Source organism: Geosporobacter subterraneus DSM 17957, from assembly GCF_900142145.1.
Taxonomy (GTDB): domain Bacteria; phylum Bacillota; class Clostridia; order Peptostreptococcales; family Thermotaleaceae; genus Geosporobacter; species Geosporobacter subterraneus.
The window spans coordinates 1-17613 of the sequence record NZ_FQZV01000069.1; the positions used below are offsets into that span (position 1 = coordinate 1).

A 17613-nucleotide genomic window follows, 5' to 3' on the forward strand; every position below is an offset into this window, starting at 1 on the left:
AGACATAAGAGCACAACCTTTCAAACAGAATGAATCAGAGCATCCACTAAAAGAAGAACGTCAAACAACCTTGCATTTGAAACGGGTAACACCAAATGGTGGCCCAACCAGCTAAACATCGAATCGTCCTTGTGGAGTGACACGCTTTTTCACGGATAAGCCTCTACTATGGAAGGGATCCAGGAGGAATGCACATCTATCTCTCTGACAAAGAGATTATAGCACGATGTTTAAAAAATTCAATGTCTGGTGTCACTGATTCATCTGAACAATAGATTTAAAGTTGTCAAAGAACATTCGGGTGGGTTTTTGAGCCCTAACCCTATATTTATCTTACAAGAAAAGGAAAAGAAGAAAGAACAAAAAGGACAGAATAATGAAGTTAATAATTTAGCAAAGGAAATTAGAGAAATAAGAGATGAACTAAACAGAAAAATTGATGGAAAGAGCAAAATATTTACTAGTACAGAGATATTAGAACTAAGTCAGAAGTTAGATAAACTTATTGTAAATTATTTGGGAAAGAAGTAATATGTTTTATTTATCTTATCTTTTTTGTGGTATGAAAATCCATCAAAACCCCTGTAACTTAAGCCTTTACCCTAACTCCACTAATATACATAATTATAGGGTTAAGGTTTTAAGGATAAAGGGCTAAGGATATAAAAAAATAAACTTGACAAGGATACCCAATTATATATAAGGTATGCCCATCTAATAGTGGTTTCAACAAGCATCCTTTTCTTGAAAAACTGTCTACTTTTTTAGTAGACAGTTTTTTGATGCCAAATTTAAGCATAAATAGTGTCAGTTATTAAGAAAAGGGAAAAAGTTTTTAAAAAATATATAAAAATAGGACTAAAGACCTATGAAAAATCCATTCTGCCTATTTTTCATGTGTTATGCTCAAAAATAGAAGGGGAGAAAAACGAGATATGGATTATTAAAGAAGTTTTTTAAAATCTTGCAAATCACCTTACTTTTTAAAAACATGTGTTATGTTCAATAATAGAGGGTCGGAAAAGGAGATGATTCTATGGTAAGGATTAGGGCACCAAGTACCAAAGAAGTAAAAGAGGCATTTTGCCGAATGCCCCTTTTACAGTGGAAATTTATAAAAATAAATTTGTTAATAGTATTATATAAAAAGCAAGGGAGAAATGAAATATGAAAAAAATAATTAATCGTAAAGTTTATAATACAGAAACGGCGGAATTATTGGGCAAATACTGGAATAGTCTTGGCAATGATGACTTTAATTATTTGCATGAAGAATTATATATAACCAAAAAAGGCAATATGTTCCTATGATATTCAGGTGGTGCCTTATCAAAGTATGGAGAGTCAGGTTATGGATGTGGATGGGGGACCGAAGGTATTATTCCTTTAGAACCAGAGGAAGCATATGAATGGCTTGAAAAAAATGATTGCAATGAAGTAATTGAGAAGTATTTTGCAGATAAATTAGAAGAAGCATAATAAATTTACTGTAAAAGTGGATTAGAAAACATTTTGTGAGGAATGACTGGGTGCTCCACTAGTAGAGCACTTCCAGCATAATAAAAAAAGGAAATATGAATTTAATATTAAAAATAAAAGGAGAGATGAACCATGAGACAATTAGAAATGGTAATTAGTGCTGAAAATAAAAAGACGGTTAAGAATAGAACAAGTAAAAGACTAATCAAAGTCAATTATCTTCTATCTGAAGATGGCAGAGAGGTGGAACTGTATAGTGTTGTTAGCAAAGGCATGCTCCAAAGTATTCAAGTTGTAGTAGGCAATGATGAAATTGCATATTTGGAAGAATGTAAATATGATAAAGACTGCTATAATATAGGGTTTTACTGCATTAAAGAATTCATGAATTCAATGGGTGAATTCGAAGTTACCGGCATACCAACAGAATACTACGATTATGATGAAGAATGTAGATGCTGTACAGGGAATCTAGTCATTAAGTTCTTTAGTAAACCCATGACATTTGAAGAATTATTATCATGGGAAAGAAATAGACAAACAAGACTAAAGCAAGACGAAGGAAATATATTGCAAGATTATTGTTTGAAGAAGTTTGAATGGAACAAAGAAATGATAATTTGGACAAAAGGATATGGAAGCAATAGTTTAAAGAACCTTTCCAATACAACAAGTCAAGCAGATATTTTATATATATACGAAAGGGCTCAGAGGGAACTGCCAGGTTTTGAAATTATTCCGAGAGAATGGCTTGAGTATAAGGTCCTTAATACAGGAGCGATTAACATACCAAACATTGATGCAATCGAAGCAGAAATTCAGGAGTATAGAAAGCAAGGATATGATGCATCAATTAAGAACTTAATAAATGATGAAGAAGATAAGCCGATTTCTATAATATTTATTGAAAACTATCTAGGGAAAAACACACTGATGAAGCGTATAGATGAATTAATTTAAAATATAGTAAAGAAAATAAAAGACCCCTAGTAAAAGAAAAGCAGAAGGCAGCATTAGGTAAAATGCACCTTCTGCAAACAAAATATGTACTGAATAAAACATCTATAACAAATTATTTATTGCTGATAATTGATAAGTAGTCCAAATAAAAGCACACTCCTTAAGAGATGTGCTTTTATTATAACAAATTAATGGTCGATAAAATGCCGTAATTCTGTTGAGGATTATAAAGATATGTCGTAAAATGGAATTAACAGTATTTGGACAAAGGGTGATATCTGTGAAAAAAGAATCTAGAGATGTAAAGAAAATAACAAATGTAGAAGATATAATAGAAGCCCATAAAAGAGCGATAAAATTGGTACCTGTAAATTGGAAGGGCAGAGAATTAAAAATACCTGTTTATTATAGCATGAATGCTGCAATCGCTTATGAAAAGGCCTTTGAAGAAACAGAAAGTTATAGAAAATCATTCTGCACAATGGTTTTGAAGATAATCAACAATAATAAAAAAGTTATTTACCAAGAAGATGACTTCCCTATTCTTGGTTTAGACGACATAGAGGGTTTATCAGATAATGACTTGCAAAAAGTAGGAAAAGAAATAATAAATAGTTCAGACTATTTAAAAGGATTTGCCGAAGAGGTATCTGAAGAAACAGATGACTTCTTCCAAAAATTCTATTTGATACATAAAAAAGAAACAGAAAAGTATAGAGAACATATAAAAAAAGTAGCAGAGCAATTAAAGCCTAAATTAGATTTTGCTGACTACTATAAAAACTTACTGCCAGGCATAGAGTTAGTATCAAAACTAAGTAGAATAACAGAAACAGTAAGACCTCCTTTGGTTGATATAGCAATATATCAAAACATTATAGGCAATTCTGCGTTGACGGAATTGGCGGCTACTGCAAGTAAGATGGGGAATATGATAGGTACATATATGGAAGTTATTAACCCGATACAAAGGAGTATAAATAAATCGATAATAGAAATGCAGTCTGTATTAGTGCCAACAACGAGTATTATTAATGAAACAATTAAAAACTATTATTCTGAAATAAATGCTATAAGGGATATATTACAGCCAATCAACATGGAATATGTTAGAACGGCATTAGAAAGTCAAGAAGCACTTAGAAATGTCATGAATAGTGGCATTCAGAGCCATATGCAAGTATTTGGAGCAGAATTAAACAAAATACTTAACTTCACACATCATGACAAGTTATTTAATTTTGCAAATGTGCAGCAGGATATCATGGGCAATATAAGACCGTTTTTATTGGAGACACAGCAAATTCTGTTTGCAAGAAAAAATATTAGCGATAATTTAAATAAAAAGGCAAAAACCATGCTCCAATTTGGATGGTGGTTTATTAGTTCCCTTCCCATAGAAATAATTAACTATATCTATAAAAATAAAGAAACTCTAAAGCAGAAAGATGTAGATAAAATAATATCTGACTATTATAAATCTGGTGAATACAAAGAACTTGAAGAGATAATAAACGAATGGAATGAATTAGGGTATTTTAATAAATGGGAAAAGAAGGTTAAAGATGCTTTCTATGCTCATAAATTAGAAATGTATTCCCTATCAGTTCCAGTATGGGCGCTAATGATTGAAGGCATCATTCGAGACTTTATGAGGGGAAATTATGATGTAACGGCATTTAAATTTGGTATCTTGTATTACAATTTTAAAGAGAAAGCAAAGGAACTAGATGGATTTATTGTTAGTTATGCTTTTAATTGTATGGATTCATTCTATGTCAGATTTAATCCCGAAAAACCAGATGGAGTACATGATTTTAGCAGACACAAAATATTTCATGGACAGGCTGTTAACTATGATACTGAAATAAATTCATTAAAATTGATGCTGTATTTAGATGAACTATTTTATATGGCATTGTCTTTGAGAAATCCTATTATTGCATAATAAAGGACTAATTATACATACCTTTGGCATGTTTCTTTATATACAGCATTGCACCCTATATAAGATGCAGTATGCAAATTGCAAATGAAAACCTAAAAAGATATAGAATATTAAAGTATAGATGATATAATTTGGTATGTAGATATTAATGCTGAATTTAATATACCCAAATTGTGAAATACATAGGAGTGATAAAGTTGATTAACTTTCAAGATAAAGTGAATTTTATATGGAGTATAGCAGAATTACTAAGAGGCCCCTATAAGAAAGAACAATACGGCGATGTAATACTGCCTATGGCCGTACTCAGGAGGTTTGACTGCGTCCTTGCAGCCACTAAGCAGGAAGTATTGGAAAAGTATGAAACCTTAAAGAAATCAGGGCTCCAAAACATGGACCCTGTTTTAAATAGAATATCAAAGCAGGAATTTAATAACACCAGCAAATATGATTTTGAAAAGTTATTGGCTGACCCAGATAATATCGCAAACAATTTAAGAAATTATATCAACGGTTTTTCCAAGAACGCCAGGGAAATTATAGAACATTTTGACTTTGACAAGCAGATTACAAAACTTAATGATAACAACCTGCTTTACCTCGTGGTATCAGAATTTAACAAGATAGACTTGCATCCAGATGTGGTAAGCAATACCGAAATGGGGTACATATTTGAAGAATTGATTAGAAGATTTTCAGAACATGGGGAGGCAGGAGACCACTATACCCCTCGTGAGGTTATCAGGCTCATGGTAAATATTCTCCTGAATGAAGATAACGATGAATTAACGCAGCCAGGGCTTGTTGTAACTGTTTACGACTGCTGTGCGGGTACGGGAGGCATGCTTTCAGTTGCAGAGCAATACCTCAAAGAATTAAATCCTGGGATACAGGTTGAACTATTTGGGCAGGAGATAAATCCCCAGTCCTTTAGTATCTGCAAATCCGACATGCTCATAAAAGGACAAAATGCAGATAACATCATTTTAGGAGATAGTTTTACTGAAGATGGACATAGGGGAAGAACCTTTAGGTACATGCTAACCAATCCACCTTTTGGTGTTGAATGGAAGAAAGCAGAGAAGTTTATTCGTGAAGAATATGAGAAAGAAGGCTTTAACGGCAGATTCGGTGCTGGGCTTCCCAGAATATCGGACGGTTCCCTTTTATTCCTGCAGCACTTGATATCCAAAATGAAACAGGACGAAAAAGGCAGCCGTATTGCTATTATCTTTAACGGCTCGCCTTTGTTTACGGGGGATGCAGGTTCAGGTGAATCGGAAATAAGGCGCTGGATAATTGAAAATGACATGCTGGAAGGTATTATTGCATTGCCTGACCAGTTATTCTATAACACAGGTATTTCTACCTACATATGGATAGTTACCAATCGTAAAAATAATGACCCAATGAAGGGGCCTGTAAGGACGGGTAAAATACAGTTGGTTAATGCAGTAGATTTCTATCAAAAAATGAGAAAAAGCCTTGGAAACAAAAGAAATGAAATCACTGAAGAACAGATAAAAGAAATTACGAGGATATACGGTGAATTTAAGGAGAACGAATACTGCAAGATTTTTGATAACGAAGATTTCGGATATCAGAAGATAGTTGTAGAGAGGCCTTTAAGGCTTAATTTCCAGGTAACTGAAGAAAGGATTAATAATTTATATAATGAAACAGCCTTTAATAATCTTGCAAAGTCAAAGAAAAAGGGTACAGCAGGGCTTAAAGAAATAGAAGAAGGTAAGAAAATACAACAGCAAATAATAGAAGTCTTAAGAACAATGGACTCTACTATTCTATATAAAAATAGAGATGAATTTATAAAAGTACTGAAGAAGGTTTTTAAAGACAATGATATTAAACTGGATAGTACACTTTTAAAGTCTATCCTGTCTGCTTTATCCGAAAAAGATGAAACAGCAGATATTTGTGTGGATAGCAAGGGTAATCCTGAGCCAGACCCAGATTTGAGGGATACTGAAAATGTACCTTTAAAAGAAGATATACATGAATATTTTGAGAGTGAAGTAAAACCTCATGTACCTGATGCTTGGGTAGATGAAACCAAGACTAAAATAGGATATGAAATACCTTTCACAAGGCATTTTTATAAATATCAGCCCCTAAGACCTTCTGAGGAGATTATGAAAGAAATTATAGAACTGGAAAAGAGTATTTCAGAGAAATTGAAGAAGGTGATGGGTGAATGAGACAGTATAAGAAGTATGAAAGGTATAAGGATTCTGGGGTTAAGTGGATAGGGGAGATTCCAGAGGAATGGGAAACAGTTCCTCTGAAGAGAATATTTAAAATTATAAATGGAGGGACACCGAGCAGTTCAGAAGAAAGTTATTGGAATGGAGAAATTGTTTGGGTAACACCAAATGATTTAAGTAAGTTAACTGAAGCGTGTATAGTGGATTCTGAAAGAAAAATCACAGAAGATGGATTGCATAACTGTTCAGCAAGAATAGTGCCAAAAGGTAGCATTGTTATATCTACTAGGGCACCAATAGGATATGTTGCTATTGCTGAAGTACCGCTATGTACTAATCAAGGGTGTAAAAGTTTAGTCCCTACTAAAGTAATCAATAATAAGTATTTTTATTATTGGATGCATAGCATAAGTTTTTATTTAAATGTTTTAGGGCAAGGGACTACTTTTTTAGAATTATCAAATAGTAGTTTGTCAGTGGTTGAATTATTGACACCTTCAATAAACGAACAAAAAGCCATTGCCAATTTCCTTGACCTAAAAACCGCCGGAATAGATGGTTTAATTGCTGATAAGGAAAAATTGATTGAATTATTACAGGAAAAACGGCAAGCAATTATAACTGAAGCAGTTACCAAAGGGCTTAATCAGAATGTTAAGATGAAGGATTCAGGTATTGAGTGGATAGGAGAGATACCAGAGCATTGGAGACTTTCAAAGATAAAGTATGAATCATTAATTAATAATAAAACATTAAGCGAAAGTACAGATGACGACTATGAAATAGAATATATTGACATAAGTAGCGTAACATCAATAGGTGAAATTGATGGCGTTCAAAGTTTAAATTTTAAAGATGCACCTAGTAGAGCCAGAAGAATTTTATATAAGGGGGATACCATAGTATCCACAGTTCGTACATATTTGAAAGCAATAGCCTTTATTGAAAATGCTCAATCAAACCTAATATGTTCGACAGGATTTGCAGTCTTAACTCCCCTATCAAAGGTTGTTCCGAAATATTTATTTTATTTAATGAGGTCAGAAAAATATGTTAATGAGATTGTTCGTAGGTCAGTAGGAGTTAGTTATCCTGCAGTTAATGCTTCTGACATTGGTGCTTTAGAATGTGCATTACCAGATAGAGATGAGCAAATGTATATTGTAGAATATCTTGATAATTGCACTACGCAGATTAACCAATTGGTAAATGATATACAAGCACAAATCCAAAAACTAAAAGAATACCGCCAATCCCTTATATCTGAAATAGTAACAGGTAAAATTGATGTAAGGGAATTTGCGGACAAAGTCGAGGTGATATAAGGATGAACAAAATAACAGCCCATGCAGTGAATATCCGTACACTGCTGAATAATAAATACACGGTTCAGTACTATCAAAGGGAATATAACTGGGAAACCAAGCAGATTGAAGAACTTATAGAGGATTTAACCAACGAGTTTAATGAGTTCTATAAGGACGGAGACAGGCAGATGGATGTGAGGAATTATGGGGACTACTTCTTAGGTCCCATTATCCTTACCAATGACAATGCAATTATAGATGGACAGCAGAGGTTATCCTCATTAACGCTGCTCCTCATTTACCTAAACAATCTTCAAAAACAGCAGACGAGTCTGCCTAAAGTCAATATTGATAACTTGATTTACTCAGAGATGTACGGCCAAAAGACTTTTTGCATAAATGTCACAGAAAGGGAGGTTTGTTTAGCATCTCTATTTGAAACAGGTGATTATGATATCACCAATGAGCAGTCAGAGAGTGTTATTAACCTTTACAATCGATATAAAGATATTGAGCGGATTTTTCCTGATGAATTAAAAGGAAGTTCCCTGCCAGTATTTATTGAATGGTTAATAGACAATGTGAGTCTTGTAGAAATAAGGGCTGATTCGGAGCAGGATGCTCATAAGGTTTTTGTAACAATGAATGACAGGGGATTGAGGCTCACGCCAACGGAGATGTTAAAGGGCTACCTTCTTTCCGAAATAGATGATAATACAATCAGAAATAAGGCAAATGATTTATGGAAGAATAAAATTGTACAATTAAAAGAAATTGAAAAGGATGGAGATGCTGACTTTATAAAGAACTGGTTAAGGGCCCAGTATGCAGAAACTATAAGGGAAGGTAAAAAGGATGCAGAGAACAAGGACTTTGATATTATCGGAACAACATTCCATAAATGGGTCCGAGAGAATAAGTCTGTTATAGGCTTAAACAGCAGTGCAGATTTTGAAAAATTTATACTTAAAAACTTTAGGATGTATGCTGATATTTATATTCGCTTAAAGGATTACTCCCGCAAGTTTAATAAGGATTATGAGCATGTGTTTTATAATGCAGATAGAGGATTTACGCTGCAGTATCAAATCATATTATCAGCAATAAAAAGTGATGATACCCAGGATGTTGTTAATAAAAAAATCAAAATGGTTTCCTGCTTTATTGACCAATTTATATCCATCAGGATTTTCAATTTTAAGACGGTGGATTATTCTTCTATCAAATATACGGTATTCAATATTACAAAAATGATACGCAACAAGGATATACAGGAATTGACAGCAATATTAAAGCAATACATAAATAATATGGGATATACTCTTGATGGAATTGATGGTTTTTATTTAAATCAGTTTACAAGAAGATATATGCTCCATATTCTCTCAAGAATGACCTATTATGTAGAGGAACAAAGCGGCATCAACAGCAATTTTGCCAACTATGTAAATAGAGAACAAAAAAATCCATATGATATAGAGCATATTTGGGCTGACGATTATACTCAGGGAAACCATCAAGCAGATTTCTCAACGGAAGACGAGTTTAAAGATTTTAGAAATAGGTTTGGAGGACTATTAATACTTCCTAAAGATAAAAATAGAAGTTTGCAGGATATGGAATACAGTAAGAAAGTAATCAAGTACGACAGTGAAAACCTGCTGGCTCGGACTTTAAATCAAAATTGTTATAATAATAATCCATTATTTTTACGCTTTATGAATAATACACAGTTACCCTTTAAACCATATGCACAATTTAATAAGGCAGAACTAATTGAAAGGCAATTCCTCTATAAAGAGATATGCAAAAAGATATGGGATGTAAATAAAATTGATGTATTAGCAAATAGTTAGTAAGGAAGTGAGAGAAATGGCTAAAACTCCTGAAGAACTTTTAGAAAGAGGATTTGAAGAGTATATTGAGGAGCATCTTCTGAAGTCTGGATATATCAAGGGTAACCCTGACGACTATAACAAAGAATTTGCCCTTGATACCAAAATCCTTTTTGACTTTTTAGAAGATACTCAACCGAAAAAGATGGATAAGTTAAGGCAAATTCATAAAGACCAGTATAAGTTTAAAATTTTAAAACGACTCAATACGGAACTAAATAACCGTGGCATGATTGATGTATTGAGGCATGGGATTAAGGATTATGGCGTATACTTGGACCTTGCCTATTTTCAGCCTGCCAGCAAATTAAATACAGAAACAGTAAAACTCTATGAGAAGAATCGGATATCCGTCACAAGGCAAGTACACTACAGTACCAAGAACGAAAACAGTATTGACATGCTCATCTGTGTGAACGGACTTCCCGTTGTTGTGTTAGAACTTAAAAATCCTTTTACTGGTCAAACCTATGAAGATGCAATAATGCAGTACAAGAAAGATAGAAGCCCTAATGAATTATTGTTCCAGTTTAAAAAAAGAGCCATTGTATTTTTTGCAGTAGATACTCAAGAAGCCTATATGACTACAAGGCTTTCAGGAGATAAGACTTCATTCCTTCCATTTAATAAAGGTTGTGATGGAGGAAAAGGGAATCCAGACAATCCTGATGGAATTAAAACTGCCTATCTTTGGGAAGAAATACTTCAAAAAGACAGTCTGATGGATATACTAAAGAGGTTTGTATTTATCCAGACAGAAGAAAAGAAAGATATTGACGGCAATATCTATACATCGGAAACCGTTATATTTCCAAGATACCACCAATTGGATTCAGTAAGGAAATTGGAAGCCGATGCAAGGGAGAAGGGAGTAGGAACAAACTATCTTGTGCAGCACAGCGCAGGGTCGGGAAAAACCAACTCTATATCATGGCTTGCCCACAGGCTTGCTAATCTTCATGATGATGAAGACATGCCTGTATTTGATTCGGTGATTGTCATTACCGACAGGCGGGTTTTGGACAGGCAGTTGCAGGACAGTATTTATCAATTAGAGCATAAACACGGAGTTGTACAGAAAATAGATAAAGACTCAAATCAATTGGCTGATGCACTGAAAAGTGGAACCAGAATTATTATCTCTACCCTGCAAAAGTTTCCTTTTATCATTGAAAAGGTAGGAGAGTTGGAAAATCGTAAGTATGCCGTCATTATAGACGAGGCTCATTCCAGCAGTGCAGGAGAAAATATGGCTTCTTTAAGGGAAGTTCTATCTGCCAATAGCCTGGAAGAAGCAGTAAAACTGGATGAAGAGTTGGAAGGCAAGGAATATGACCCTGAGGAGGAAATTATAAAAACAATAAAGAAAAGGGGAAAACAGCCGAATATTAGTTTCTTTGCTTTTACGGCCACACCTAAAGCAAAAACTCTTGAAATGTTTGGAACGATAGGGCCTGACGGACTGCCCCATCCATTTCATCTATACTCTATGAGGCAGGCAATTGAAGAAGGCTTTATTCTAGATGTGCTTCAAAACTATGTTACATATGAAACCTACTTTAAACTGGCAAAGAAAATTGAAGAAGACCCCACTTTTGACAGAGCAAAAGCCACCAAAGCATTAACACGATATGTAAGCCTCCATCCACACAATATTGCTCAAAAGACTGAAATTATGGTGGAGCATTTCAGGAGCGTAACCAGGCATAAAATAGGCGGAAGGGCCAAGGCAATGGTTGTAACCAGTTCCAGACTCCATGCTGTACGCTATAAGCATGCCTTCGATGAGTATATCAAAAAGAAGGGTTATAGGGATATGAAAACCTTGGTAGCCTTTTCGGGAACGGTAAAAGATGGTGGTGTAGATTATAAAGAAAGTGATATGAACGGATTTAAGGAATCAGAACTTCCAGAACGTTTTGCTACCGATGAGTACCAGGTGCTTTTAGTTGCAGAAAAGTACCAGACAGGATTTGACCAACCCCTTTTACATACAATGTATGTCGATAAAAAGTTGTCAGGAGTCAAGGCGGTACAGACTTTATCAAGACTCAATAGAACCTGTGCAGGAAAAGATGATACCTTTATCCTTGACTTTGTAAATAAGGCAGAGGATATTCAGGAAGCCTTCAAGCCCTATTACCAGGCAACTATTGTGGAAGAAGTGACAGAACCTAACCTGCTTTATGATATTGAAACTATGCTCAATGCTTATGGCGTGTATCTGAAAGAGGAATTGGATAAATTTGCTTATATATATTTTAAACCCAAGGATAAAAAGACTTCTAAAGACAGGGCAATGCTAAACCACTTTATAGATGTGGCTGTAGAAAGGTTTAAGAAACTGGATGAACAGCGAAAGCAGGATTTTAGCAGCCAGGCAATGAAATACGTAAGGCTTTATTCATTCATTCTTCAAATAACGCCTTTTGAAGATGTTGAACTTCATAAGTTATATGTATATTTGACGTACTTGCTTAAAAAACTGCCGAGAGAAAAGGGCTCTACTGTTTATCTGGCAGATGAAATTGCCTTAGAGTATTATACCGCTAAAAAGACATTTGAAGGGAGCATCTCATTAACCCCTGAAGACGAAAATGTACCAGTCACACCTGTGAAATTTGCAGGAACTGGGGTAAAGGAAGAACAGGAAGAATATCTGTCCAGCATTATTGAGCGTCTTAATAAGCGGTTTGGAACTAATTTCACAAAAGCGGACCAATTATCGGTAGAGCAAATAAAAGAGGATTTTGCTGCTGATGAAGATTTGGTTCAAAAGGCTAAAACAAATACCATTGACGACTTTAGGCTTGCTTTTGAGAAAGTGTTTATTAATAAAGTGATTGATAGAATGGACCAGAACCAGGCATTCTTTACCCGTGTTTTAGACGATGAGCAATTTAAGAATGCTCTTATGGAGTATATGCTGATTGAGACTTATGAGAAGTTAAACAGCAGGCCTTAGCAGATGTTATAGGAGGAATCTGAATGGATAGATATGAACGGATACTCGGAGGGCTTTTTGGGGTCGCTTGTGGTGATGCTCTGGGTGGAACGCTGGAATTCATGTCAAAAGATGAGATTGAAAAGAAGTATGGATATTTAAAAGACGTTATTGGTGGAGGCTGTTGGGATTTAGCACCTGGAGAAGTGACAGATGATACAATCATGACTATTGCTGTCGCAGAAGGCATCCTGGATAACCCAGAGAATCCTATCGAAGATATCGGAAAACACTTTATTGAATGGTATGATAGTAAACCCAAGGACATAGGCAACATTATCCGAATTGCACTTGGTGAATACAAGCGAAGCAATGACTGGATGAAAACTGCCTATTATGCTCATCAGGCAACAGGTGGAATGAGTGCCGGTAATGGTTCACTTATGAGGTGCTTGCCAGTTGCTTTATATTACATTGATGTTGAAAAAATGCTGGAGATAACTGCTTCTCAAAGCGTGCTTACTCATTATGACCAAAAAGCAACAGATGCCTGCCAGTTTTATAATCTGCTAGTTTACCAGTACCTTAATGATAAGCCTAAAATACCACCTATAAGGGAACATATCGAAAAATATCGAGAATATAAGCAGGTATTTCAGTTATCAAAAGACCAACTGAAGCCAACAGGATACGTGTTTGATACTCTGATATGTGTACTATGGTGTTTTATTAATACTTCTTCTTTTGAGGATGCTGTATGTGAAGCGGCCAACCTTGGAGGAGATGCAGACACTATAGCCGCAATTACAGGTGGAATGGCTGGAGTGTATTACGGCTATGATGCTATCCCTGACAGGTGGAAGGAAAAGATATTGGTAAAAGAGCAGTTAACTTCTATTGCGAAGAGGATGATAAAGGGTAATAGGAAAGTATAGGAACCAGGGGTAATTCAAGGTGATTTTAAGGAGAGAATTTGCATGAATAGGTGTGAATGGTGTGGTAAAAACTCCAGTGGTTATGGCATGGTAGTTCTAACTATAAAAGAAGATGAGCCGTCTCAGTCTATATGTGAAGACTGCTACAATAGATACATGGCAGATATACTTGGAGTTGAAGATTATAAAGATTATGAAAAAGAAGCAACTTTTACAGACTGCGATGGAATAGAACACCGCTTTCAAATAAGAAAGAAAATTCATCCAACAGGTATTTGTTGGGAAGCGGTAGAGTTTACAGGGGTAGATAAAATAGGATATTCCTTTGAGGTACATCAGGATTTTGAAGAAGATTCAAATTATGCCTTAAAAAGGCTTTATAAAAAGATAAGAAAAGGATTATCACAAAAGTTCATAAAAAGAGAAGTATTTCAAGGACATGAACTTATCTCTTTTAAAGGGAATATAGTAGAAGGGCGTATTGAATGGGATGATAGATATGATGACAGAACACCAAAATTTATTATCGATGGACAGGAATATAGCCTAGAAGAATTCGGTAGGATTATGATGTCTTGTGAAGGATGGAACTTTAGATTAGAAATAATTGAACCTACAGAGTAAGTTTATATACGCAATATTAAATTATAACAAAAAGGTTGCGCTTACCTATAATATAACTTAGAATATAAGTATACAGAATGAGAGCATATTCTCTTACAGCCAGCAGATGCTGGAATAAGAAGTTAAGAGAGTATGCTTTTTGCGTTTTAAATAGTTATTGGGGAGGTATGAAATGCTTACTATTGCTGATTTTTCAAGGAAGATAATTTATGATTTAAATAAAACGTTTCCTAAAGCCAGTTTACAGGGGAAGTATGTTGTTGTAGAGTCCGACCCAAACAGTGTGTCTATACCTGTTAGTAGTATTTATAGGGAATATCAGGAAATTAAGGATTATGGAAAAACTTTAACATCATATATTAGAATTATTAGTGACATTTTGAACCAATATAAATTCAAAATTGACTATACCAATGTTTACCCGATGCTAAAGAGTAGGATGTTTGGGAAAGGAGAAAAAGATTTAGATTTTTATAGAGAGGAAGCCTTTGCCGATTTAGATACACTTTATGTTACAGATGCAGGAGAAGTTTTTAGATTTGTATTAAAAACCGATGATGTGAATTTTGATATGGTGAAAAAAGCAGCATGGGAAAATTTAAATAAAATGAGAAATCCCTTAGTTAAATTAGACAAGGTGCTGGAAATATATACTTTGAAATTTACAACAGATTATAACTCGACCCTGTTGTTAAGTACTGCACTACAGAATCAGATATGCAAAAAGATAGGGCGGGATTATCTCTTTGCAATTCCTTCTGCTACTACGCTAATAGTGGGTAAATTATGCCATGAATATATAAAAATTATAGAATCACTGATTATGATAGATAATGACCCGAATAAGGTTTCAGACAAGGTTTACAGGTGTAAGAATGGAATATTTGATATTATTGATGAAAGATATTAAAGGATAAAGGAAATTAGGGAAAAGTATTATTTCAAGGGGATTACAAGGATTTATTCCAATTGATTTAGAGATAACAAATTTATATAATATGAAAAGTAATATATGAAAAAGGTGATATGGAAATATGAATTTTGTTAGGATATGGACATCTCAAGTTTTACTTTCTCTAGAAAATTTCTTATTGTAGGGATGTTGTTAAGCATTTGTTTATGTTCATAAGGTGTTAATTTTTGCTGAATTTGATTTAAATACTGTTCAACTGTTTGGAGGTTGGATAGGCAATAAGTATCATAGTTTTTAGGATTAAGGAAGCATAGTACTAATAATTCAATTGCTTCACCTAATTCCCCTGAAGCCTTATCTCCTATGATATCCTTTATAACCTGCTTCAGGTAATTCAGTTCCAGCCTGAAAACTTCTAAGTTTATCATTTGAACCACTCCTTCACGAAATTTGAAGCATTATAGCCACAGATAGATGGAAAGTCAAATTAGAAGAGGTAAAAGTTTTTGTAGGGTGAAATGATATTGGTCTAAGGTAAATTTGGCAGACTACAATAATATATAGAATAGATTGTTTTCTTTATCTATTTGCGCTACAATACCGTTAGTGACACAGACGGAGAGCACATTCTCTTTATACAGCCAGTTTATGCTGGCAGTAGTTAAGGAGAATGTGCTTTTTATTTTTGAAAAGAAAATTTGAGGCAATAAAATCAAGGTTAGAGGTGATGGATATGGGAGTAGTCTTTCGGGGAGAAGGTTTTACTGAAAAAAGATTTAATAGGATATTCCAAGAGTTGTCCTTTAAGGGAATTGGATTAAGGTTGCCAAGGATAAAGGAAATAGTGGAAGTGGAACAGATAGAGAATTATAAAAAGCCACTTCTAATGTTTTTACTGGGAGATGATTCGATTCTTCATATTGAAATTATGAATAATGAAATACAGCCTGATTTCCATAGCATGTTAATTTATGATATGAGTATAGTTTTAAAATATGGAATGCAGGTGAGAACAGTTATTTTGAATTATGGAAGCGCTCAGAATGGCAAAAAAGGCAAGTGTTTTGGCTCAGTACGTTATGAAGTTCAGGTAGTGGATTTGTTCGAGATTGATGGGGAAAAAGTATATGAAGAACTAAGTGAAAAAATTAGTTCTGGCAGTCTATTTGATGAGAGAGATAGATTGAATCTGTCATTTCTTCCATTTATGAAGCATTCGATATCCTTCAGTGAAGCACTTAGAAAAGTTATGTTTTTAATAGAGACTATAAAAGATGAAGAAGAACGACTGGCTTACATGACAGTAATAACCGAAATTGCATCAAGATTTATTGGAAATAATGTGGTTGATGTTGTGGAGGAATATCTCATGGATACGGAGGTAGGAATAAGGATTAGGGACGAAGGGAAGAAGGAAGGAATGCGGGAATCAATTATGATAATACTCTTAGAGAAATTTAATCTCCTACCTGATGACATCTATAATGCTATAGCAGAACAAAAGAATGAGAACACTTTAATGAAATGGCTTCAGAGGGTGACCAGCATTTGCAGTATAGACGAACTAAAGAAAATGATATTTAACATCGAATAGAATAAAAAATCTTATTAGATTACTATCGTACCTATAAGCCGTATTTCTCCTATTCCCTTTTAACACCTTATGTCCTTAATCCTATTAATAATATATGTATATTAGTTAAGATAGGGAAAGACTTAAGTTTCAAGGAATTGAAAGTGTTTTAAGGCGACAAAGATTTTAGCAGACTTTATTACAAATCCATGAAATTTTATAAATTTGGACCTGACAAATTTTTTTGTGCGCGCTACAATTATCTTATAAATTTATATTACAGAGGGGATGATTATCGATGAAAAAGAAAATAAATATTATGCTTAATATAGTAATACCAACCGCAGTTGCATATATAGTATTTTTCTTGCTTTACTATTTATTCGAAAAAACATTTTTCGAATACAGATGGCTGGGAATAATACCGTTTCTAATAGTCACAGGGTTTGTTATTTTAGACAACAGAAGAGAGTGGAAAATGTTAAAGCAGCAGGGATAAGGGAAACCTTATCTCTGTTTTGTTAGGGGGTTTACTGAGCATGATGTATTTAACAATTACCATGATTATTTGTATTACCATTGTCAGTATTGGTGGTATTTGGTTTATGCATAAAAAGAAATAGTATCTTATTGTCTCAAAAAGTGTACTATATGAAATTATAGATTAAAGGCCTTAAATAGTATCTCAAAAAGTTGAATATATTTTTTGAGATATATCTTAAACCTGAATTATTCATGAAGATCTAAAAAATGAATTTAGACCCTCAAAATTGAGTTTTATCAGTTTTAAAAATCTATATAAAGGAAAAAGTT

14 protein-coding genes are annotated in these 17613 nt (G+C 34.1%); 13 read left to right on the forward strand and 1 reads right to left on the reverse strand.

Annotation, left to right across the window (positions count from 1 at the left end; genetic code table 11):
• Positions 1–309 precede the first annotated feature (309 nt).
• The 11 genes from BUB56_RS20010 to BUB56_RS17480 all read left to right on the forward strand — a co-directional run bounded on the left by BUB56_RS20010 (position 310) and on the right by BUB56_RS17480 (position 15224).
• On the forward strand, positions 310–531 hold the full coding sequence (locus tag BUB56_RS20010; RefSeq protein WP_242946424.1) for an aspartyl-phosphate phosphatase Spo0E family protein: 222 nt from the start codon (positions 310–312) through the stop codon (positions 529–531).
• 636 nt (positions 532–1167) lie between these two features.
• Complete coding sequence (locus tag BUB56_RS19565; protein ID WP_190014686.1) at positions 1168–1311, forward strand: hypothetical protein; 144 nt, start codon at positions 1168–1170, stop codon at positions 1309–1311.
• A 300-nt stretch (positions 1312–1611) separates the two neighbouring features.
• On the forward strand, positions 1612–2439 hold the full coding sequence (locus BUB56_RS17440) for a hypothetical protein (RefSeq protein ID WP_110942540.1): 828 nt from the start codon (positions 1612–1614) through the stop codon (positions 2437–2439).
• 280 nt (positions 2440–2719) lie between these two features.
• Positions 2720–4387 (forward strand): hypothetical protein, encoded by a 1668-nt coding sequence (locus BUB56_RS17445; protein ID WP_110942541.1) that lies wholly within the window; start codon positions 2720–2722, stop codon positions 4385–4387.
• Positions 4388–4575: 188 nt separating this feature from the next.
• On the forward strand, positions 4576–6603 hold the full coding sequence (locus tag BUB56_RS17450) for a type I restriction-modification system subunit M (protein ID WP_408606965.1): 2028 nt from the start codon (positions 4576–4578) through the stop codon (positions 6601–6603).
• Positions 6600–7934, forward strand: a complete 1335-nt coding sequence (locus BUB56_RS17455; RefSeq protein ID WP_110942543.1) for a restriction endonuclease subunit S — start codon at positions 6600–6602, stop codon at positions 7932–7934. Before BUB56_RS17450 ends, BUB56_RS17455 begins: the two co-directional genes overlap by 4 nt.
• Positions 7935–7936: 2 nt before the next feature.
• Positions 7937–9772: a DUF262 domain-containing protein gene (locus BUB56_RS17460; RefSeq protein ID WP_110942544.1), complete on the forward strand. Its 1836-nt coding sequence runs from the start codon at positions 7937–7939 to the stop codon at positions 9770–9772.
• A 16-nt stretch (positions 9773–9788) separates the two neighbouring features.
• Positions 9789–12776, forward strand: coding sequence for a type I restriction endonuclease subunit R (locus tag BUB56_RS17465; RefSeq protein WP_110942545.1), 2988 nt, complete (start codon positions 9789–9791; stop codon positions 12774–12776).
• Between the two features lie 23 nt (positions 12777–12799).
• On the forward strand, positions 12800–13690 hold the full coding sequence (locus tag BUB56_RS17470) for an ADP-ribosylglycohydrolase family protein (protein ID WP_110942546.1): 891 nt from the start codon (positions 12800–12802) through the stop codon (positions 13688–13690).
• A gap of 42 nt (positions 13691–13732) precedes the next feature.
• Positions 13733–14314, forward strand: coding sequence for a DUF7686 domain-containing protein (locus tag BUB56_RS17475; protein ID WP_110942547.1), 582 nt, complete (start codon positions 13733–13735; stop codon positions 14312–14314).
• A gap of 172 nt (positions 14315–14486) precedes the next feature.
• Complete coding sequence (locus tag BUB56_RS17480; protein ID WP_110942548.1) at positions 14487–15224, forward strand: DUF1444 family protein; 738 nt, start codon at positions 14487–14489, stop codon at positions 15222–15224.
• A 134-nt stretch (positions 15225–15358) separates the two neighbouring features.
• On the opposite strand, the gene BUB56_RS17485 is transcribed toward BUB56_RS17480, so the two are convergent.
• Entirely contained in the window at positions 15359–15655 is a 297-nt protein-coding gene (locus BUB56_RS17485; RefSeq protein WP_110942549.1) for a hypothetical protein, read from the reverse strand.
• 257 nt (positions 15656–15912) lie between these two features.
• On the opposite strand from BUB56_RS17485, the gene BUB56_RS17490 reads away from it, so the two are divergent.
• Both BUB56_RS17490 and BUB56_RS17495 read left to right on the forward strand, forming a co-directional pair.
• Positions 15913–16821 (forward strand): hypothetical protein, encoded by a 909-nt coding sequence (locus BUB56_RS17490; RefSeq protein WP_242946425.1) that lies wholly within the window; start codon positions 15913–15915, stop codon positions 16819–16821.
• Between the two features lie 277 nt (positions 16822–17098).
• A complete protein-coding gene (locus BUB56_RS17495) occupies positions 17099–17299 on the forward strand; it encodes a hypothetical protein (RefSeq protein ID WP_110942550.1) in 201 nt (66 codons plus the stop codon).
• Positions 17300–17613 lie beyond the last annotated feature (314 nt).